This window comes from Providencia sp. PROV003 (assembly GCF_045040775.1).
Classification (GTDB): domain Bacteria; phylum Pseudomonadota; class Gammaproteobacteria; order Enterobacterales; family Enterobacteriaceae; genus Providencia; species Providencia huashanensis.
On record NZ_CP096369.1, the window covers coordinates 2,448,667 to 2,468,950 of the forward strand.

19 protein-coding genes are annotated in these 20,284 nt (G+C 40.8%); 13 read left to right on the forward strand and 6 right to left on the reverse strand.

The features are described 5' to 3' along the window. The first annotated feature begins 158 nt into the window (after nucleotides 1-158). The 5 genes from hisS to rluF all read left to right on the forward strand — a co-directional run bounded on the left by hisS (nucleotide 159) and on the right by rluF (nucleotide 5,926). Nucleotides 159-1,436 carry a histidine--tRNA ligase gene (gene hisS, locus M1F14_RS11085; RefSeq protein WP_042844621.1) on the forward strand — a complete coding sequence of 426 codons (1,278 nt, stop codon included), beginning with the start codon at nucleotides 159-161 and terminating at the stop codon, nucleotides 1,434-1,436. 10 nt (nucleotides 1,437-1,446) lie between these two features. Next, a complete protein-coding gene (locus tag M1F14_RS11090) occupies nucleotides 1,447-2,070 on the forward strand; it encodes a tetratricopeptide repeat protein (RefSeq protein WP_042844619.1) in 624 nt (207 codons plus the stop codon). A 20-nt stretch (nucleotides 2,071-2,090) separates the two neighbouring features. Continuing rightward, nucleotides 2,091-3,263, forward strand: coding sequence for an outer membrane protein assembly factor BamB (gene bamB, locus M1F14_RS11095; RefSeq protein WP_042844617.1), 1,173 nt, complete (start codon nucleotides 2,091-2,093; stop codon nucleotides 3,261-3,263). A 128-nt stretch (nucleotides 3,264-3,391) separates the two neighbouring features. Next, a complete protein-coding gene (gene der, locus M1F14_RS11100) occupies nucleotides 3,392-4,870 on the forward strand; it encodes a ribosome biogenesis GTPase Der (protein ID WP_042844616.1) in 1,479 nt (492 codons plus the stop codon). Nucleotides 4,871-5,050: 180 nt separating this feature from the next. Further along, nucleotides 5,051-5,926: a 23S rRNA pseudouridine(2604) synthase RluF gene (rluF, locus tag M1F14_RS11105; RefSeq protein ID WP_048607837.1), complete on the forward strand. Its 876-nt coding sequence runs from the start codon at nucleotides 5,051-5,053 to the stop codon at nucleotides 5,924-5,926. A 143-nt stretch (nucleotides 5,927-6,069) separates the two neighbouring features. Here rluF and M1F14_RS11110 read toward each other — a convergent pair whose 3' ends face one another. Both M1F14_RS11110 and hemF read right to left on the reverse strand, forming a co-directional pair. Continuing rightward, on the reverse strand, nucleotides 6,070-7,206 hold the full coding sequence (locus M1F14_RS11110) for a M4 family metallopeptidase (RefSeq protein ID WP_071548205.1): 1,137 nt from the start codon (nucleotides 7,204-7,206) through the stop codon (nucleotides 6,070-6,072). A gap of 158 nt (nucleotides 7,207-7,364) precedes the next feature. Then, nucleotides 7,365-8,282: an oxygen-dependent coproporphyrinogen oxidase gene (hemF, locus tag M1F14_RS11115; protein ID WP_181468611.1), complete on the reverse strand. Its 918-nt coding sequence runs from the start codon at nucleotides 8,280-8,282 to the stop codon at nucleotides 7,365-7,367. A gap of 136 nt (nucleotides 8,283-8,418) precedes the next feature. Between hemF and M1F14_RS11120 the strand changes: the two genes are divergently transcribed. From M1F14_RS11120 to cysM, 8 genes are all read left to right on the forward strand, one after another. Continuing rightward, nucleotides 8,419-8,850: a GNAT family acetyltransferase gene (locus M1F14_RS11120; protein ID WP_042844611.1), complete on the forward strand. Its 432-nt coding sequence runs from the start codon at nucleotides 8,419-8,421 to the stop codon at nucleotides 8,848-8,850. A gap of 91 nt (nucleotides 8,851-8,941) precedes the next feature. Beyond that, the gene (locus tag M1F14_RS11125) at nucleotides 8,942-9,547 is read left to right on the forward strand and encodes an RpoE-regulated lipoprotein (RefSeq protein ID WP_042844609.1); all 606 of its coding nucleotides are present in this window, start codon (nucleotides 8,942-8,944) and stop codon (nucleotides 9,545-9,547) included. A gap of 240 nt (nucleotides 9,548-9,787) precedes the next feature. Further along, nucleotides 9,788-10,687, forward strand: coding sequence for a Dyp-type peroxidase (locus tag M1F14_RS11130; protein WP_042844608.1), 900 nt, complete (start codon nucleotides 9,788-9,790; stop codon nucleotides 10,685-10,687). A gap of 334 nt (nucleotides 10,688-11,021) precedes the next feature. Further along, nucleotides 11,022-12,044 (forward strand): sulfate ABC transporter substrate-binding protein, encoded by a 1,023-nt coding sequence (locus tag M1F14_RS11135; RefSeq protein WP_042844607.1) that lies wholly within the window; start codon nucleotides 11,022-11,024, stop codon nucleotides 12,042-12,044. Beyond that, entirely contained in the window at nucleotides 12,044-12,874 is an 831-nt protein-coding gene (cysT, locus tag M1F14_RS11140) for a sulfate/thiosulfate ABC transporter permease CysT (protein ID WP_042844606.1), read from the forward strand. The genes M1F14_RS11135 and cysT overlap by 1 nt, the downstream gene beginning before the upstream one ends. Next, on the forward strand, nucleotides 12,874-13,734 hold the full coding sequence (gene cysW, locus M1F14_RS11145; protein WP_042844605.1) for a sulfate/thiosulfate ABC transporter permease CysW: 861 nt from the start codon (nucleotides 12,874-12,876) through the stop codon (nucleotides 13,732-13,734). Before cysT ends, cysW begins: the two co-directional genes overlap by 1 nt. Nucleotides 13,735-13,736: 2 nt before the next feature. Continuing rightward, entirely contained in the window at nucleotides 13,737-14,825 is a 1,089-nt protein-coding gene (cysA, locus tag M1F14_RS11150) for a sulfate/thiosulfate ABC transporter ATP-binding protein CysA (RefSeq protein WP_042844604.1), read from the forward strand. A 376-nt stretch (nucleotides 14,826-15,201) separates the two neighbouring features. Next, nucleotides 15,202-16,086 (forward strand): cysteine synthase CysM, encoded by an 885-nt coding sequence (gene cysM, locus M1F14_RS11155; protein WP_042844602.1) that lies wholly within the window; start codon nucleotides 15,202-15,204, stop codon nucleotides 16,084-16,086. An 81-nt stretch (nucleotides 16,087-16,167) separates the two neighbouring features. On the opposite strand, the gene crr is transcribed toward cysM, so the two are convergent. The 4 genes from crr to cysK form a co-directional block, all read right to left on the reverse strand. After that, nucleotides 16,168-16,677 carry a PTS glucose transporter subunit IIA gene (gene crr, locus M1F14_RS11160; RefSeq protein WP_004264878.1) on the reverse strand — a complete coding sequence of 170 codons (510 nt, stop codon included), beginning with the start codon at nucleotides 16,675-16,677 and terminating at the stop codon, nucleotides 16,168-16,170. A gap of 48 nt (nucleotides 16,678-16,725) precedes the next feature. Continuing rightward, nucleotides 16,726-18,453 (reverse strand): phosphoenolpyruvate-protein phosphotransferase PtsI, encoded by a 1,728-nt coding sequence (gene ptsI, locus M1F14_RS11165; protein ID WP_042844601.1) that lies wholly within the window; start codon nucleotides 18,451-18,453, stop codon nucleotides 16,726-16,728. Between the two features lie 142 nt (nucleotides 18,454-18,595). Continuing rightward, nucleotides 18,596-18,853, reverse strand: a complete 258-nt coding sequence (gene ptsH, locus M1F14_RS11170; RefSeq protein ID WP_004264876.1) for a phosphocarrier protein Hpr — start codon at nucleotides 18,851-18,853, stop codon at nucleotides 18,596-18,598. A 353-nt stretch (nucleotides 18,854-19,206) separates the two neighbouring features. Further along, nucleotides 19,207-20,160: a cysteine synthase A gene (gene cysK / locus M1F14_RS11175; RefSeq protein WP_048607831.1), complete on the reverse strand. Its 954-nt coding sequence runs from the start codon at nucleotides 20,158-20,160 to the stop codon at nucleotides 19,207-19,209. Between the last annotated feature and the right edge of the window lie 124 nt (nucleotides 20,161-20,284).

Genomic DNA, 20,284 nt, shown 5'->3' on the forward strand with positions numbered 1-20,284 from the left:
GTGTTAATTATCCGTGTTTTTTTCTAAAATCGAACACTCATCGGGCAAATAAACAGATAATTCCCGATTCGTATCAGTAATTGGTGTTTGTTGATTGAACCTGATGATATTTCGCTCTTATAATCAAACTTATGTAATTCTGAAAATAGAGAAATAAAGTGGGAAAAAATATCCAAGCCATTCGCGGCATGAATGATTACTTACCAGCTGACACGCGTGTATGGCAAAAAATCGAAGCAACATTGAAAAATATTTTACAGGGTTATGGTTTTAGTGAAATACGTACCCCGATTGTAGAGCAGACCCCGCTATTTCGTAGAGCGATTGGTGAAGTGACGGATGTCGTTGAAAAAGAAATGTATACCTTCAATGACCGTAATGAAGAAAGTCTGACATTACGCCCAGAAAATACCGCAGGCTGTGTCCGCGCAGGTATTGAGCATGGTTTGCTGTACAATCAGGAACAACGTTTGTGGTATTTAGGGCCAATGTTTCGCTATGAGCGCCCTCAAAAAGGGCGTTACCGCCAGTTTCACCAATTAGGTGCAGAGGTATTTGGTTTGAGTGGGCCAGACATCGATGCCGAAATGATCCTAATGACAGCGCGTTGGTGGAAAGCATTAGGTATAAGCGAACATGTGACGCTAGAACTAAACTCAATTGGTTCGTTAGACGCGCGTGCAAATTATCGTGAGGCTTTGGTTGCATTTTTAGAGCAACATAAAGATAAGCTGGATGAGGATTGTAAACGCCGGATGTACACTAACCCACTTCGCGTTTTGGACTCTAAAAATCAAGGGGTGCAAACGTTATTGAATGATGCACCTGAACTGTTTGATTACCTTGATGTCGAATCACGTGAACACTTCGATGGTTTGTGTAAACTATTAGATACTGCGGGTATCAAATATCGTGTTAATCAGCGTTTAGTTCGTGGTCTTGATTACTATAACCGTACTGTATTTGAATGGGTTACAACGGCACTAGGCTCTCAAGGTACAGTCTGTGCCGGTGGCCGCTACGATGGCCTTGTCGAGCAATTAGGCGGCAGAGCTACCCCAGCTGTTGGTTTTGCCATGGGTATGGAACGCATGGTGTTGCTAGTCCAAGAAGTGAATCCAGCATTTACCGCAGACACTTCAGTGGCTGACGTGTATTTAGCGTCTTTTGGTGAAAATTGCCAACAAGCTGCCTTATTGGTGGCTGAAAAAGTACGTGATGAACTACCTACTTTGAGATTAATGGCTAACCACGGCGGTGGGAACTTCAAGAAACAGTTAGCAAGAGCAGATAAACAAGGCGCTAAAATTGCTTTGATCTTGGGGGAAGACGAAATGACTAATGGTCAAGTAACCTTGAAAGATTTGCGCACAGGCGCACAAGAAACTATTTCACAGCAACTAATGGCATCTCGCATCGCTGAGCTATTAGGTTAAGGAGAGACAAGTGGAAGTCTATACAAACGAAAATGATCAAGTTGATGCGATCAAACGCTTTTTTGCTAACAACGGTGTTGCATTAGTTGTTGGTCTTGTTATTGGTGTTGGTGGTGTATTTGGTTGGAATTACTGGCAGTCACATAAAACCAATATATTGCAAGAAAGCGCCCAAAAATTTGAAACAGTGAGCACTCAACTGCGTTCAGGCTCAGAACAAAGTATCGTTGCCGCGCAAAAATTTGCTGCTGAAACTGATGATGTTTACAGCGCAATGATGGGGCTAGAGTTAGCGCAAATCGCCGTTGATAAAGGCGACTTAGCGAATGCACAAACTGCGCTAACTAATGCATTAGCTAAAGCGAAAACGGTTGATATGCAAGATTTAATTAACTTGCGTTTGGCTCGTGTACAATTGGCTCAAGGTAATGCTGATGGTGCGATAGCATCTATTACGAATATCAAAGGTAAGTCATGGCAAGCGACGGCACAGGATGTCCGTGGTGATGCTTTACTCCATAAGGGTGATAAAGCTGGTGCAAAAGCCGCATACACTCAGGGGCTAGAAAGTGAAGGTTCTCAATCTCTTAGAGGTATTTTAACTCTGAAATTGAACAACGTATCTAATTCATAAGAAGAAAGGAAACGACAAACATGCAGTTGCGCAAAACTCTTTTGGTTGGCCTAGTCGCTTCAGCTTTACTTGCCGGTTGTTCCAGCGAAACTGATTCTATCATTATGGCGCCACTTCCGCAGGTTGAGAATCAATTTACCCCATCAATTGTTTGGGATAAATCTGTTGGTAATGGCGTTGAACAATTTTACTCCGAGTTATCGCCTGCTTGGGATGGCTCAGCTGTTTATGCGGCAGACCGTAAAGGTTTAGTGAAAGCATTTGAGCTAGACAGTGGTAAAGAGATTTGGTCTGTTGACTTGTCCAAGCGTACCGGTTTCCTTTCTGCGAATTTATCCGCGTTATTATCAGGTGGTTTAACTGTTGATGGCGATAAAATCTTTATTGGTACTGAGCGTGGTACCGTTATTGCCTTAAACAAAGAAGATGGTCAAGTTATTTGGGATGTTGAAGTTGCTGGTGAAGCCCTTTCTAAACCGGTTGTTAGTAACGATTTAGTCGTTATTCATACTAGCAATGGCCAATTGCAAGCGTTAGATGTAAATAGTGGTGAAATCAAGTGGACTGTTAACATGGACACGCCATCACTGTCTTTACGTGGTGAATCTGCACCAGCGGTCGCATTTGGGGCTGCAATTGTTGGTGGTGATAACGGGCGTGTAAACGCCGTTTTATTATCACAAGGGCAACTGATTTGGCAACAACGCATTTCTCAAGTCACTAGTTCAACTGAGATCGGCCGTTTGAATGATGTCGATATGACACCGATTATTGATGACGGCAAAGTCTATGCGATTGCTTATAATGGCACATTAGCATCACTTGATATGCGCTCAGGCCAAATTTTATGGAAACGCGAACTAGGTTCAATTAATGATATGGTGATGTCAGGTGAAAACCTGTATCTCGTTGACCAAAATGACCGCGTGTTGTCCGTCCGTAAAAGTGATGGTGTGACATTGTGGACACAAGAAGACTTACTAAACCGTGGTTTGTCAGCACCTGAAATGTTTAATGGTTATATTGTTGTCGGTGACAAAGAAGGCTACTTACATTGGTTAGATATGAATACGGGTGAGTTTGTTGCTCAAAATAAATTAAACAGCTCCGGTATTCACAGTCGCCCTGTTGTTGCAAGTGATAAACTAATGGTTCAGACGAAAAACGGAACAGTTTATCTGTTAACGCGTTAATTTTCTGACAAACCGACAATTTATCGATAAAATCAACGGTTCCTGATGACAGGAGCCGTTCGTTTTTTGTTTTCTGAGTGAAAGCTTCAGAATTCCTTTAGTTAATAAAAGTTGTGAGGCATCTAAGAATGATACCCGTCGTAGCGCTGGTAGGGCGTCCAAACGTAGGAAAATCCACGTTATTTAACCGTTTAACCCGTACCCGTGACGCATTAGTAGCGGACTTTCCCGGTCTGACTCGTGATCGCAAATATGGTCGTGCCGAAGTGGAAGGGCATGAGTTTATTATTATTGACACGGGTGGTATCGATGGGACTGAGGAAGGCGTAGAAACGCATATGGCCGCACAGTCCTTACAAGCCATTGAAGAAGCTGACATTGTATTGTTCATGGTCGATGCGAGAGCCGGGTTGATGCCAGCAGATGAAGGAATTGCCAAACATCTTCGTAGCCGCAAGAAAAAAACTTACTTAGTGGCAAATAAAACTGATGGTATTGATGTAAATACCGCAGTTGGTGATTTTTATTCGCTTGGGTTAGGGGAAATACACCCCATTGCTGCCTCCCACGGTCGTGGTGTAACACAATTAATTGAACAATCTTTGAAACCGTTTATTGGTGAAGAAGAAGAGCAAGTTGAGTTAACGGAAGAAGAAGCAAATGCGGCTTACTGGGCTGAGTTAGAAGCAGAAGGCCAACTTGCTGAAGATGAAGAAGACGATTTTGACCCAACCACATTACCCATCAAATTAGCGATTGTGGGTCGCCCAAATGTGGGTAAATCAACACTCACAAATCGTATCCTAGGTGAAGATCGCGTTGTTGTGTTTGATATGCCGGGTACAACCCGCGACAGTATTTATATTCCAATGGAACGCGATGACCGTGAGTACATTCTGATTGATACTGCGGGCGTGCGTAAACGTGGGAAAGTAACGGAAACAGTAGAAAAATTCTCTGTAATTAAAACACTGCAAGCAATTGAAGATGCAAACGTTGTGTTGCTAGTGATTGACGCAAGAGAAGGTATCTCAGACCAAGATTTATCGTTACTTGGCTTTATTTTAAATGCTGGGCGTTCACTGGTGATTGCGGTTAACAAATGGGATGGCATGAAACCAGAAGACCGTGAACATGTAAAAGACATGCTAGAGTTACGTCTTGGTTTTGTTGACTTTGCACGTATTCACTTTATTTCAGCGTTGCATGGTAGCGGTGTAGGTAATTTATTTGAATCGGTGCAAGAGGCTTATGAATCCGCTACGCGTCGTGTGGGAACGGCATTGTTAACTCGAATTATGAATATGGCGGAAGACGAACACCAGCCGCCGTTGATTCGTGGCCGTCGAGTTAAAATGAAATATGCACACGCAGGGGGGCATAACCCACCGATAGTGGTGATCCATGGTAACCAAGTGTCGGATTTGCCTGATAGCTATAAACGCTACCTAATGAATTATTTCCGTCGCTCACTGCAAGTGATGGGGACGCCAATTCGTATTCTGTTTAAAGAGGGTGAAAACCCATATGCAGATAAGAAAAATAAACTAACTGCAACCCAATTACGTAAACGTAAGCGTTTGATGCAACATCTTAAAAAACGTTAGTGGGTCAAAGTATCAGCTAAGGGTTTACTAACCTTAGTGAATAAAAAGCCGTAACAAAATTATTGTGTTACGGCTTTTTATTATATTATCGATTTAAATAGTTTAATAATTAAACGTTGCTTTCACACAACCAAAACTAACAACGATGGCGCGGTGGGGCACAAATGATTGAGGTAAATTATGGACACTCGTTCTTCTACACGTCTAAACAAATATATTAGTGAAAGTGGTATTTGTTCACGACGTGAAGCTGATCGTTATATTGAGCAAGGTAATGTCTTTATTAATGGTAAACGTGCAGCCATCGGTGACCAAGTTTTTGCAGGTGATGTGGTTAAAGTTAATGGTCAATTGATTGAACCGCGTAATGAAGATGATTTAGTATTAATTGCGTTGAATAAACCAGTGGGGATTGTCAGTACCACGGAAAGCGGCGAAAAAGACAATATTGTTGACTATGTTAACCATAGCACGCGGATTTTCCCTATTGGGCGTCTAGATAAAGACTCTCAAGGGCTGATTTTTTTGACTAATCACGGCGATCTGGTTAATAAAATTTTACGTGCCGGGAATTCTCACGAGAAAGAATATTTAGTTACGGTGAATAAACCCGTTACAGATGATTTTATTCGAGGCATGGGAGCCGGAGTCCCCATCTTAGGTACGATGACTAAGAAATGTAAGGTGAAAAAAGAAGCGCCTTTTGTGTTCCGTATTACCTTGGTGCAAGGTCTGAATCGTCAAATTAGGCGGATGTGTGAGCACTTTGGTTTTGAAGTGACTAAGCTTGAACGTATTCGTATTATGAATGTTCGGTTAACAGGGCTTCCAGTTGGAGAGTGGCGTGACTTAACAGCAGACGAACTGATTGAATTATTTGATATGATGGAAAAATCAGAATCGGATATTAAACCGAAAAAACAGGCAAAGACCCAAGCAACCAGTAAAAATGGTGGTGGAGCCAAACAAAATACAGGGAATAAGCCAAAGGCGAAACCTGAAAACCCTACACGTAAAAAATTTACCCAACCGGGTCGTAAAAAGAAAAAACGTTAACGTGCGGGTTTAGTTAAAAATCCTTTGCTTATAAGGCTGAACGATTAGGCATTTGAATTGCTTAACATCGGCCTTTATAGATGAAAATGACTAACTACTAAGAACAGCTATTTGGCATGGTGATGTCGCCATATGATAAAAGATTAGTGTTTATCGAATACTAATCCAACTTTTTCCCAGCTTTTTTGTGTTTGTGATGCGATTTGTTCACCAAATAATTTTTGGGCGTTACTCACAGTTGCTGTGGCAAATTGCTTGAAATCCGCCATTGAGGTAACAATAGGGTCTGATACTGCCGCTATCCATATTTTACCAGCAACATCCCATGTATATCCTCCTAGGCTAGTTGCTAATAAATGAAAGGCTTTATTCGGGATACCTGAATTAATATGGACACCACCATTATCAATCCGCATAGGTAAATCTCGATATTGAGACATATGACCAACTTGTGGGTCAACATTTTTGTTATTCAATGCATAAGCAGTGCCTGGGGCACTCATGGAACGTAAGGCTGGGGCATTAATTTGGTCGATAAATAAATTTTCACCAATAAGCCAATTGGATTCACAAGCTGTCTCATTTTGTACAAATTGTTTGACCATAATGCCTAAAACATCAGCAACGGATTCATTTAGCGCACCAGATTGAAATGCATATCTAAAGTTAGCTTTTGAACTAATGAAACCATGGGCTAATTCATGGGCAATTATGTCAATGTCATTGTAAAAGGGGCCAAAGACTTTACCATCTCCGTCACCAAAGAAAATAGCCTGAGAATTCCAAAAGGCATTAGCGTAGTTTGTTCCATAATGAATAACCGCATTGATGTCTGCAGAACAGCCAAACATCTGGTCAATATCTAATTTCTCCTTAAAGAAAGCACGTACTTTCCCAATATAATCGAAGACATAGCCTGCCGGTGCTGAAGGGGCTTTATCATCACCTTCACTCATGATCACAGTATAATCATCATGTGGCATATGCTCATTAAGGGAAAGTTGGTCACGCTGGCAAATCGGTAAATCTGAGTGTCGATGGATCTTATAGGGAACAGGGCGCTGAGCATCTCGAATAAAGCGGCTGTAATTTTTAACAGGATCAATAGAACAAGCAGATAGGCTATTACGATGTAATTGTGCATCTTCATCTGAATAGATTCTGCTCATGACATCATTGATATGAATGAGTGTAGGGTTGAGTTTAGTCACTCCAGTTTCGGAGATTAAACTTGATATTAGACAAGGCGATAATAAGGAACGACCTAAAATTTGACTCATATTATAACTCCATTCTATTGGATGAAATGGAATCATAATTGTTTTTTTGTTTTATGTAACCTTTTGATATTTAACGAATTTAGTTAGATTTTGTTATATTTTATTAGAAAGGTAGAAATGGAATATTTCTACCTTAATGAATAAGTTTGTAACAGTAATTATTGGGTTAACCAGTCTTTACCGGGGATTAAAAATTCACTATAGAGAGTCGCTTCTGGGCTATTAGGCTCAGGATGATAGTCATATTCCCAACGCACTAGTGGTGGCATTGACATTAAAATAGACTCAGTTCGTCCACCGCTTTGTAAACCAAATAAGGTGCCTCTATCCCAAACTAAGTTAAACTCGACATAGCGACCACGACGATATAATTGAAACTGTCGTTCGCGTTCTCCCCACGAATGGCCATAGCGTTTTTCAACAATGGGTACATAAGCGTGTAAAAAACCATGTCCAACGGCTTGTGTGAAGTTAAAACAGTTATCGAAACCCCATTGATTGAGGTCATCAAAGAACAGGCCACCGACACCCCGAGGCTCATTACGATGTTTTAAAAAGAAGTATTCGTCACACCAATGTTTATATTTAGGATAAACATCATCGCCATAAGGTAAGCATAAATCGCGAGCTACAGTATGCCAGTGAATGACGTCTTCGTTAAAGGCATAAAAGGGGGTTAGATCAAACCCACCACCAAACCACCAAACAGGGGCTTCTCCCTCTTTTTCGGCGATAAAAAAGCGCACATTCGCGTGGGTAGTTGGGATATATGGGTTGAGTGGATGGATAACCAGAGAGACGCCCATTGCTTGGTAGCTACGACCTGCGAGTTCAGGGCGGTGTGCTGTGGCAGATGCAGGTAATTTTTCCCCCTGAATATGGGAGAAGTTGACCCCTGCTTGTTCGAATATAGCCCCATTAGTTAATACTCGGCTACGGCCCCCACCACCTTCAGAACGTTCCCATGTTTGTTCTAGAAAAGTTTCCTTACCATCTAGCTCAGTGATTTTTTGACAAATAGTATCTTGTAAGCTTTGCAAGAAAGCTTTTACACGACCGATATCTGGGTAATTCATTGTTTTCTAATAGAACCATAGATGAAAAATAATAACCAAAGTATACCCTTTTGTCGTAAAAAAGGCATATTGAATATTGATTGTGTGGCAAAAGCAGTGATAATGACAGAAAGATTAGTTTAAACGGGCAAATGTTATGGAAATACGCATCTTTCGCCAAAGTGATTATGAAGATGTACTGACGTTATGGGAACGTTGTTCTCTCAATGAGTTTTCGGGGGACCCTGAACTCGACATCGAACGTAAATTACAATGCGGTGCAGACTTATTCTTAGTCGCTGAGGTCGCAGGTGAGGTTGTTGGTACCATTATGGGCGGGTACGATGGTATCCGCGGCACAGCCGTTTACCTTGCTGTACATCCTGAATATCGTGCGCGCGGTATAGCAAATGCTTTAGTCAGCCGGCTAGAGAAAAAACTAATTGCCAGAGGGTGTGGCAGAATTGAACTTTTAGTGAGCGAAGAATCAGATGCCGCTATTTGTATGTTTGAAAAAATGCTTTATGAAGAAGAACAGTCTGAACGTTTGATTTATTCGAAAAAATTAACTCACGAAACGGATTTTTAGGTTAATTGACTATTTGTTTAATCATTCATGTGAATGTTTTGGCAAATAGGTTGTCACAATATGCATTATGCGACGGATTAAAGAGGATGATATGTCCCAACATGCAACTTTTAATAACAATAGCGGCTTAACGCCATTGTTGAAAATTACTCTGCTATGCGGAATAACACTATTGTCAGGTTGTGCTGGCACGAAAATTTTTTCGCCATCGACTTGGTTTAGTAGCCCACTAGTGATCTCTAGCTCAGGGGTTGGTCAAGTAACCAATTTTACCCGGATGCAAGCTGATACTATTAAAACGCAGCTTAATGACCGTTATAACATCCGTAGCGGAATGCAAATGGACAATGGTGATGTGGTCGCTATTTTCCAAGGCATTAATGATGACGAGGTAAAATTAGAGATAATGGGGCCTGAGCATGGCTATGTGTCGCGCATTACAGTCAATGACCCTGATATTGTTACCGAGTGGGGGCCAAAAGTTGGCACTGAATTTAGTGAAATATACCAAAAAGCATTTGGTGTATGTAGCCTTGGTGAGCGAATCAATGATGTACCAAGCATTGAATGTAATTCGCCACAATCAACAAAAGTTATTTACCGTTTTACGGGTAAATGGCAAGGGCCAGAAGGGATGATGCCTTCGGATAATGACCTTCAATCATGGACAATATCGCAGATAATTTGGCATAAGTAAGCTGATTTTAAGGTATATCGTCAGGTTTAGTTATACTGGCGATCCCCTCTTTTATTGAACCTCGTTATTGTACACAAATAAATTTCCCCTTTCTTAAATTTTCTTTCCTATAATAGGCATCGAAACCTATAAACCCTTGCGTTAAAACAAGGTGAAAAACATCACGATAAGATAGGATAATCATATCGTTTTATATAAAAAATAGGTTATATAACATACTCATTTTACGAGGTTTACCGTATGTCTCATTCTCAAAGTGGTATTTTGAAAGAACATAGCCGTTTTGGTATTTTTATTGAAGCACAAGTGCAAGAAGGATCTCTGGATGAAGTTAAATCTGGATGTAAAGGCTTTGTCGATGCTTTGACCAAATTACAGGCGCAATATCCTGATGACCGTCTTGGTGCAGTAATTGCGTTTGGCTCTGATATTTGGCAGCAATTGGGGCATGCTCAGTGCGCACCTGAATTGAAACCATTCCATACATTAGGTAAGGGGCTTGCGCCTGCCACACAAAGAGATATGTTTATTCATATTCAATCTCTTCGCCACGATATTAATTTCTCTTTAGCGCAAGCGGCACTAAAAGTGTTTGGTAAATCTATTCATGTTGTTGAGGAAATTCATGGTTTCCGCTGGGTAGATGATAGGGACTTAAGCGGTTTTATTGATGGTACAGAAAATCCGCAAGGTGAAGAAATTGCGGAAGTGACATTAGTCGAACAAGGCGATGACAAGGGTGGTAGTTATGTTTTAGTTCAACGCTATGAACACGACTTAAGGAAATGGGATCGTTTTACTGAACATGAACAGGAAAAAATGATTGGCCGTACTAAACATGATAGCGTTGAGCTTGATGAAGATGTGCGTAATGTGACTTCGCATGTTTCACGAGTCGTGGTAGAAGAAGAGGGTGAAGAGCTATCCATCATGCGTCACAGCCTGCCGTATGGCACAGCAAGTGGTAAACATGGTTTATTCTTTGTCGCCTATTGTGCAAGGCTACACAATATTGAACAACAATTGCTTAGTATGTTTGGTGAAAAAGACGGTAAATACGATGATTTACTGCGTATGACGAAAGCCGTTTCAGGTAGTTATTACTATGCGCCTTCTCTTGAGAAACTACTCGCATTATAAATGACTGTTTGCCGCATGGATGCGGCGCTCTTTTGTTATCATGAATATGCTGATGCCCTGCCTAAGTGAATATCAATCTTTTCTCACCCCAAACGAATTAAGCCATCAACAACCGTAAATACGGTATATAGATTTGTCGATTTGGTTTATTCATGAAAACTATTCATTTCTTAACTCATTAAAATAAAACAGTATTTTTACTCTTATGTCGATATTTTCTTTGTTATTCTAATTTGATATATCAAAAGGTGATTGATAGCTACACAGTTATAACCAAAACAGATACAGTGTTTTTAATCTTAGTCGTTTTGGTTTAGTTATGAATGGGTGTGGAATGAAAAAATCATTTTTGAAAAAAACAGCATTAGCAAGCTTGGCGACGGCATCGTTATTCGGCAGCACGCCATTAATTGCCGCAGAACTCCTTAATAGCTCTTATGACATTGCCCGTGAGTTATTTGTGGCATTAAACCCTTCATTTGAAAAACAGTGGAATGAAGCACATCCAGACGACAAATTAACGATTAAACAATCCCACGCGGGTTCATCGAAGCAAGCGCTAGCAATATTGCAGGGGTTGAAAGCCGATGTTGTCACTTATAATCAAGTTACAGATGTGCAAATTTTGCACGATAAAGGCAAATTGATCCCTGCTGACTGGCAAGCTCGATTACCAAATAATAGTTCACCTTATTACTCCACAATGGCGTTTTTAGTGCGTAAAGGAAACCCTAAGGGAATTAAGACGTGGGATGATTTGGTACGTGAAGACGTAAAATTAATATTTCCAAACCCAAAAACATCTGGAAATGGCCGCTATACCTACCTTGCTGCATGGGGGGCTTTTAACCAAGAAAACAATGGTGACCAAGCAAAAACACGTGAGCAAATGAAGCAATTCCTAAAAAATGTCGAAGTATTCGACACTGGTGGCCGTGGTGCAACTACCTCTTTTATTGAAAGAGAGCTAGGTGATGTATTGATTAGCTTCGAATCAGAAGTGAACAACATTCGTAGTCAATATGGTGAGTCTGATTATGAAGTGATTGTACCACCAGTTGATATTTTGGCTGAATTTCCAGTGACTTGGGTTGATAAAAATGTACAAAAAAATGGTTCAGAAGATGTCGCTAAAGCTTATTTGAATTATTTATATAGCCCTCAAGCCCAAGAAATTATTACTAGCTTTAATTATCGCGTGAATGATAAAGCTGTAATGGAAGCGAATAAGGCTAAATTCCCAGAGACAAAACTTTTTACAGTTGAGTCTCAATTTGAAAGCTGGCCAAAAGTGATGGATGTGCATTTTGCAACAGGTGGCGAGTTTGACGAACTAATGGCTCAAGGGCGCCGTTAATGAGCCGTTCAGGAAAGCGCTTTCTACCAGGCTTTGGGCTGACATTAGGGAGCAGCTTATTTTATACCTGTTTGATTTTGCTGCTACCCATGAGTGCATTGGTAATACAACTGTCAGATATGACATGGCAGCAATATTGGGCGGTGATTAGTTACCCGCAAGTGGTTGCCGCCTACAAAGTAACTTTGTTGTCAGCGCTGGTTGCCAGTCTATTTAATGCCGTCTTTGGCCTATTATTAGCTTGGATTTTGACTCGCTATCGCTTTCCTGGACGTCTGTTTTTAGATGGTTTAGTTGATTTGCCTTTTGCATTACCTACCGCCGTCGCTGGTTTGACACTCGCGACATTGTTTGCAACTTCTGGTTGGTATGGTCAATACCTTCACCAGTTCGACATTAAAGTTGTGAATACATGGTTAGGAATTGCGGTAGCAATGGCGTTTACCAGTATCCCATTTGTAGTGCGTACCGTGCAGCCTGTTTTAGAAGAGTTAGGGCCTGAATATGAAGAAGCGGCGCAAACGCTCGGTGCTAGCCGCTGGCAAACATTTAGACGAGTCGTATTACCTGAACTTTCCCCAGCTCTTTTAGCGGGTACAGTGTTGTCTTTTACTCGTAGTTTGGGGGAATTTGGTGCCATTATCTTTATTGCAGGTAACATTGCTTGGCAAACAGAAGTAGTTTCATTAATGATTTTCAGTCAATTACAGCAATTTGATTACCCTGCGGCGAGTGCTGTCGCATCCGTTATTTTGGCGGTTTCATTGCTGCTTTTATTTAGTGTTAACTTAGTACAAAGCCGTTTTGGTAAACGATTAGGGGGTAAGTAATGGCACAAGTTACACCTATTCATGCTGCTAATCGTTCCCAAATCAACTGGGGGAAATGGTTATTAATAGCCATCGGTATTCTGTTCTCAGTTTTGCTATTGGTTATCCCAATTATTTGGATTTTTATTACAGCATTTCAAAAAGGCTTAGATACCGTTTTACTGAATTTAGCAGACCCTGACATGTTACATGCGATTGGGCTAACTGTGTTAATTGCCTTAATTACCGTACCTGTAAATTTGGTTTTTGGCACAATGATGGCATGGCTCGTCACGCGTTTTCATTTTCCAGGTCGGCAGTTACTGCTTACATTAGTTGATATCCCATTTGCGGTTTCCCCCGTCGTCGCAGGTTTATTGTATTTGTTGTTTTATGGTTCTAATAGCTGGTTTGGTGGTTGGCTTGAAGGGTTTGATATTCAAGTTATGTTTTCATGGCCTGGAATGGCTTTAGTGACGATTTTTGTGACTTGCCCATTTGTTGTGCGTGAATTGGTACCATTGATGTTAAGCCAAGGCAGCCAAGAAGATGAAGCCGCGGTATTGCTGGGGGCTTCAGGGTGGAAAATGTTTTGGCGAGTGACATTACCGAATATCCGTTGGGCGTTGCTATACGGTGTTGTACTGACCAATGCTCGGGCGATTGGGGAATTTGGTGCGGTATCCGTGGTTTCCGGTGCTATTCGTGGTGAGACCTATACCTTACCGTTACAAGTTGAATTATTACATCAGGATTATAACACTGTCGGTGCATTTACTGCCGCAGGGGTCCTCGCTGTAATGGCCATCATTACATTAATCCTTAAAAGCGCATTGCAATGGCATTTAAATCGTCAGCAGTCTGAATCAGGAGTCCATTGATCATGAGTATTGAAATTGAAAAAATCGGTAAGTTATTTGGGAAAACCCAAGTACTCAACGGTATTTCACTGGATATTGCATCGGGTGAGATGGTGGCGCTATTGGGGCCTTCTGGTTCAGGTAAAACAACGCTATTAAGGATAATCGCAGGGCTTGAGCAACAAAGTTACGGTACTTTGCGTTTCCACGGCCAAGATGTCAGTAAAATACATGCAAAGGATAGGCATGTAGGTTTTGTTTTTCAGCATTATGCATTATTTCGTCATATGACGGTATTTGATAATGTCGCTTTTGGCTTAACAGTTCTACCGCGTAAGCAGCGACCATCCACACAAGCTATCAAACAAAAAGCCATGCAACTATTGGAGATGGTGCAATTATCTCACTTGGCTTCCCGTTATCCTGCACAGCTCTCTGGTGGGCAAAAGCAACGTGTAGCTTTAGCACGTGCACTGGCGGTTGACCCGCAAATTTTATTGCTTGATGAGCCTTTTGGAGCTCTTGATGCGCAAGTTCGTGTTGAGCTACGCCGCTGGCTACGTCAATTACATGACGAGTTAAAATTTACTAGTGTGTTTGTCACTCATGATCAGGAAGAAGCCATGGAAGTGGCAGATAGGGTCGTCGTTATGAGTGAAGGGCATATTGAGCAGGTTGGGACGCCAAGTGCTATTTGGCAGAGCCCTGAGACTCGCTTTGTTCTTGAGTTTATGGGGGAAGTTAACCAAATCTCAGCACAAATCAGGGGGTCAATGCTCAATATCGGCGGTTATGAATTTTCGCTTAATCATAGCAGTGCTCATCAAGGAGAGGTCGATGTATTTCTTAGGCCTTGGGAAATATCATTACAACCTGAAGTGGATGAACAACACCGTTTACCTGTTAGGGTAACAGAATCTGGTCCAAGAGGTCATTTTTGGCAATTAACAGTTCAACCATTAGGGTGGGGAAATGACCCAATATCTGTTGTTTGGCAGTCCGCAGCAACAATACCGACACGTGGTGAACGTTACTTTTTAGGTAGCAAGCAGGTTAAAATTTACCAAGGAAACACGGAGTTATTATTTCCTCAATTAGCGGAAAGTGCATGAATATAAATTGTTATTGTTGATAGCATTTATATAAATAGATAATAAATGCTATTTATTTTTATGACATCTTAAGTATCTCTCTTTTCTGTTGTTGGGCTATTTATGAATAGTATTTAGCCCAACAATCACGTCGTTTTTTCTTGTAATTCATTGATATTTATATGTATTATTTTATTTTTTCTGTTAAATATAACTGGTAATCATATAAACTTATAGTAATATATTATATCAATTAGCTATATCAATAATGGTAATAAAGATAATCTATTTTTCTAATATTAATGTGAATAGATTTCATTTTTCACGCGCTAATATTGGAGTAATATCTTATTTCTATTTGCTCCTATCTATAAATAAAAATTATAAGGATGGTAAAGTGTCAACTCTGGAACAGTTTATCGGTAATACACCTTTAGTAAAACTTCAGCGCTTGGTTCAAGGGGTTAATGCTGAAATTTGGGTTAAGCTAGAAGGTAATAACCCTGCGGGTTCAGTGAAAGATAGGGCTGCCTATTCGATGATCAAAGAAGCTGAAGAACGAGGGGAAATTAAACCTGGGGATACGCTTATTGAAGCGACGAGCGGCAATACAGGGATAGCACTAGCGATGATAGCTGCACTAAAAGGCTATAAACTAAAATTACTGATGCCAGATAACATGAGTAAAGAGCGCCAAGCATCTATGCAAGCGTATGGTGCGGAGCTTATTTTAGTGAGTACCGCAGTGGGAATGGAAGGTGCTCGAGATCTCGCTAAAGAAATGGCGCTCAGGGGGGAAGGGACTGTATTAGACCAATTTAATAACCCAGATAACCCATTAGCTCATTTTAAAACAACCGGCCCAGAAATTTGGCGGCAGACACAGGGGAGGGTCACCCATTTTGTCTCTAGCATGGGAACAACAGGGACTATCACAGGGGTCAGCCGTTATTTAAAATCCCAATCAACCGATGTACAGATTGTTGGGTTGCAGCCCGCAGAAAAAAGCCAAATCCCAGGGATCAGACGTTGGTCGCCGGGGTATCTTCCCGGTATTTTTGATGATTCATTAGTTGACAGTGTATTAGATATCAACCAACAAGAAGCCGAAGAAACCATGAGGGCTTTGGCAAAAATTGAGGGGATATTCTGTGGTGTCAGTTCTGGTGGAGCAGTAGCAGGGGCTTTAAAAGTAGCAAAAGAGAACCCAGGTGCGGTGATTGTTGCGGTAATTTGTGACCGAGGAGACCGTTATTTATCGACTGGGGTATTTAACCAGTAAGGTTAACTCAGGCTAAGAACGAGTAAAGCCATCAGGCAAGGGCCTGACGGCTTTGTCTAGCGAATAGAGCGGATAGCTAGGCTATTTCTTTATACGCATGATAACTGTTTCACCAACGGTCACTGAACCCGTTAGTTTATTCAGTTCTTTAATTTCATCCATGTTAGAAATAACAACAGGAGTGAGAACCGATTTGGCTTTTTCTTCTAGCAGTGCTAAATCGAATTCGATGATTAAATCACCTTTCTTGACGGTTTGGCCTTCTTCAGCGATACGTTTGAAACCTTCGCCTTTGAGTTCAACTGTATCAATTCCGAAGTGAACAAATAGCTCTATACCATCATCAGATTCAATAGAAAATGCATGGTTAGTTTCAAAGATTTTACCAATTGTACCATCTACAGGAGCGACAATTTTATTCCCTGCTGGTTTAATCGCAATACCATCACCAACAATCTTTTCTGCGAATACAACATCTGGAACATCTTCAATATTGACAATCTCACCAGATAAAGGGGCGATAATTTCAATACTACCACTGCTACTTTTGTCTTCCGAAACGAGTGATTTCAGTTTGTCAAACAGACCCATGGACCTTCTCCTAATCGTTTTATATGGGACCGAACTAATGTGCTGTTCCTAGCATAACGTTTTTTCTTGGATAAAGGTATCTACAAGTTTCATCAATTCATCTGCTGTTGGTTGAGCAAGTGCTTGTTCAGCCAGAGCCTGAGTATCAACAAAGTTCGCATTGCGAATTAATTTTTTGATACGTGGAATTGATATTGCGCTCATACTAAATTCATCCAGCCCCATGCCAAGTAGCAATAAGGTTGCACGCTCATCTCCTGCGAGTTCCCCGCACATCCCTGTCCATTTACCTTCTGCATGTGATGCATCAATCACTTGCTTAATTAAGTTTAGGACAGCTGGTGACATTGGGTTGTAAAGATGAGAAATCAGTTCATTACCACGGTCAACCGCTAAAGTGTATTGAGTTAGATCGTTCGTCCCAATACTAAAGAAATCAACTTCTTTTGCCAAATGACGAGCAATAACTGCTGCTGCTGGTGTTTCCACCATAACACCAACTTCAATTGCTTCATCAAAGGCTTTGCCTTCTTCGCGTAATTGAGCTTTTAGTATCTCAAGTTCTGCTTTTAGTTCACGAACTTCTTCAACGGAAATGACCATTGGGAACATAATACGCAGTTTACCAAATTTAGACGCTCTTAAAATAGCTCTTAATTGTGAGTGTAGAATTTCTTTGCGGTCAAGACAAATACGAATTGCACGCCAACCAAGGAAAGGGTTTTCTTCTTTTGGCAAATTCATATACGGCAGGTCTTTATCACCACCAATATCCATTGTACGAACAATAACAGCTTGGCTGCCCATTGACTCTGCAACGGCTTTATATGCTTGGAATTGTTCTTCTTCGCTTGGGAATGAATCCCTATCCATAAATAAAAATTCGGTACGATAGAGGCCAACACCTTCTGCACCATTACGTTCAGCCCCTGCGACATCACGTACAGTACCAATATTTGCACAGACTTCAACTTGATGTCCATCAAGTGTGATTGCTGGCAAATCTTTTAATTTTGCGAGCTCTTCTTTTTCTTGCAGATATTCATCACGGAAAGCTTTTAACTTATCAACTTCAGCTTCTGATGGGTTTAAGTAGATAGTGTTATTTACACCATCTAATACGATAAAATCACCATTTTTAATTTTACTGGTTGCATCACTCGTGCCGACAATAGCAGGCAACTCAAGAGAACGAGCCATAATTGAGGTGTGTGATGTACGACCACCTAAATCGGTGATAAAACCCAGAACTTTATCTAAGTTCAGTTGTGCGGTTTCGGAAGGCGTTAAATCAGCAGCAACCAAAATCACTTCTTTGTCGATAGCGCTTAAATCAACAATTGGAATATTTAAAATATTTTTTAGTAGGCGCTTACCGATATCGCGTACATCGGCAGCACGTTCTTTCAGATACTCATCATCTAGGGACTCAAGTGCTTGGGCTTGGTCTTCAATAACGGAATAGGCGGCAGCATCAGCCGTTTTTTTGTCGCCTTTAATCAAAGAGATTATTTCTTGTTCAAGCTCTTCATCTTCTAGCAGCATAATATGACCTTCAAAAATCTCAGCTTTTTCGGCTCCAAGATTTTTTTCGGCTTTCTCTTTAATTAAAGTGAGTTGTTCGGCTGATTTGTTACGACCCTCAATAAAGCGTGCAATTTCTTTATCTGCCTGATCGTCAGCAATCTTTTTTGTGCTAACAACGATAGGATCTTCTTTGAGGATTAAAGCCTGACCAAAAGCAAAACCCGGGGATACTAAAATTCCTGAAATCATAATATTACCTTACTGCTGCTAGTGCTAGGAGTTCTGATATTGCAGAGACCGCTATGGTTATACCGATTATATAAATATCCCCGAATGATATCATTCAGGGACAGCGAATGAGATCGGTAAGACGTTTCTCTTGCGTGCGAAATTATTCTAATTCGCCCATCAGTTTAACTAAATGTTCAACGGCTTCTTTCTCATCTTCACCTTCAGCGGAAATGGTGACCACTGTACCTTGAGTTAAACCCAAAGTTTGTAATTTGAACAGGCTTTTTGCGCTAGCGGATTTGCCGCCAGAAATCAAAGAAATATCAGAAGAGAATGCTTTTGCTTCTTTCACAAATTGAGCTGCAGGACGAGTATGTAGACCATTTGGTGCCGTAATAGTGACTTCTTGCTGGAACATAGTATTTCCTCAATAACTTTAGTTTTTTTAATTACCCAGCCTATTGTAGATGAAATAGACTAGGTTTGCGTATAGTTAGATTATTAACTTGCAAAAAGGTTTCCTACTTTGTGCGGTATCAACCCTTTTTCAGTTTTTGCCTCTGAAGTTATGTTTTTTTAGCCACTTTACAACTACCAGATGTTTGCGGTGGAGGTGACTAAAAAGTGATTAATTTCGAGGTGCAAAATAATTACTATGTTTAATACTAAACCCCGAATTAGAAATCATCTCCATCCGTGCTAAACTTTGATCTGCACCACAAAAAAAGCACCTTTAAGGTGCTTTTTTAACGAATTTGCAACGAAATTATGTTAGTCAGCAGAAATGTCAGCAAACAGAACAGTTGATAAATAACGCTCACCTGATGAAGGTAAAATTACGACTATATTTTTGCCTTTATATGCAGGGTCTGCAGCAATTTTTGTTGCGGCTGCGATGGCAGCGCCTGATGAAATACCCGCAAGGATACCTTCTTTTTCCATTAATTCACGGGCTGTTTTAACTGCCTCATCATCACTGATTTGAATGACTTTATCGAGTAGTTTTAGGTCTAAGTTACCGGGGATGAAACCAGCACCAATACCTTGAATTTTATGAGGCCCTGGCTTAATTTCTTCACCTGCCAATGCTTGGGTGATAACTGGGGAAGTTTCAGGCTCAACAGCAACGATGGTAACTTCTTTGCCTTTGGTATTTTTTAGATACTTTGCAATCCCTGTGATAGTACCGCCTGTTCCGACGCCCGCAACGACGACATCAACATTACCGTCGGTATCTTCCCAAATTTCAGGGCCGGTTGTTTTTTCGTGAATTTCAGGGTTGGCAGGGTTGTTAAATTGCTGAAGTAAAAGGTACTTTTTAGGGTTACTATTGACAATTTCTTCAGCTTTAGCAATGGCGCCTTTCATGCCTTTTGCACCCTCAGTAAGGACAAGGTTAGCCCCTAAGGCTTTGAGCAATTTACGGCGCTCGATACTCATGGTTTCTGGCATTGTAAGGGTCAATTTATACCCCCTAGCCGCGGCAACATAAGCAAGAGCAATCCCAGTATTACCACTCGTTGGTTCCACTAACTCTTTATCTTTATTTAGGATACCTTTTTTCTCCGCATCCCAAATCATGTTAGCGCCAATACGGCACTTTACACTGAAACTTGGGTTGCGTGATTCCACTTTTGCTAAAATATTACCATTACCAAAATGCTTTAAACGCACAAGAGGAGTGTGTCCAATGGTCAACGAATTATCTTCATAGATTTTGCTCATGGGATATCCTTAAAAATCGGTTAGCGAGTAAAATTGTGTCACTCAGTCAAGACAAAAAATAATATGAATTCAACATACGTGAACAACAAATTAATGCAAATATGATTTGAATATAAGCTTATAA

What these genes read in the sequence shown, in the direction of transcription:
- M1F14_RS11130 (WP_042844608.1), top strand. Translation starts at nt 9,788, where the DNA reads ATGTCTCATTCTCAAAGTGGTATTTTGAAAGAACATAGCCGTTTTGGT.
- M1F14_RS11110 (WP_071548205.1), bottom strand. Translation starts at nt 7,206, where the DNA reads ATGAGTCAAATTTTAGGTCGTTCCTTATTATCGCCTTGTCTAATATCA.
- cysK (WP_048607831.1), bottom strand. Translation starts at nt 20,160, where the DNA reads ATGAGCAAAATCTATGAAGATAATTCGTTGACCATTGGACACACTCCT.
- bamB (WP_042844617.1), top strand. Translation starts at nt 2,091, where the DNA reads ATGCAGTTGCGCAAAACTCTTTTGGTTGGCCTAGTCGCTTCAGCTTTA.
- ptsH (WP_004264876.1), bottom strand. Translation starts at nt 18,853, where the DNA reads ATGTTCCAGCAAGAAGTCACTATTACGGCACCAAATGGTCTACATACT.
- M1F14_RS11120 (WP_042844611.1), top strand. Translation starts at nt 8,419, where the DNA reads ATGGAAATACGCATCTTTCGCCAAAGTGATTATGAAGATGTACTGACG.
- ptsI (WP_042844601.1), bottom strand. Translation starts at nt 18,453, where the DNA reads ATGATTTCAGGAATTTTAGTATCCCCGGGTTTTGCTTTTGGTCAGGCT.
- rluF (WP_048607837.1), top strand. Translation starts at nt 5,051, where the DNA reads ATGGACACTCGTTCTTCTACACGTCTAAACAAATATATTAGTGAAAGT.
- cysW (WP_042844605.1), top strand. Translation starts at nt 12,874, where the DNA reads ATGGCACAAGTTACACCTATTCATGCTGCTAATCGTTCCCAAATCAAC.
- cysT (WP_042844606.1), top strand. Translation starts at nt 12,044, where the DNA reads ATGAGCCGTTCAGGAAAGCGCTTTCTACCAGGCTTTGGGCTGACATTA.
- M1F14_RS11125 (WP_042844609.1), top strand. Translation starts at nt 8,942, where the DNA reads ATGTCCCAACATGCAACTTTTAATAACAATAGCGGCTTAACGCCATTG.
- hemF (WP_181468611.1), bottom strand. Translation starts at nt 8,282, where the DNA reads ATGAATTACCCAGATATCGGTCGTGTAAAAGCTTTCTTGCAAAGCTTA.
- der (WP_042844616.1), top strand. Translation starts at nt 3,392, where the DNA reads ATGATACCCGTCGTAGCGCTGGTAGGGCGTCCAAACGTAGGAAAATCC.
- crr (WP_004264878.1), bottom strand. Translation starts at nt 16,677, where the DNA reads ATGGGTCTGTTTGACAAACTGAAATCACTCGTTTCGGAAGACAAAAGT.
- M1F14_RS11135 (WP_042844607.1), top strand. Translation starts at nt 11,022, where the DNA reads ATGAAAAAATCATTTTTGAAAAAAACAGCATTAGCAAGCTTGGCGACG.
- cysA (WP_042844604.1), top strand. Translation starts at nt 13,737, where the DNA reads ATGAGTATTGAAATTGAAAAAATCGGTAAGTTATTTGGGAAAACCCAA.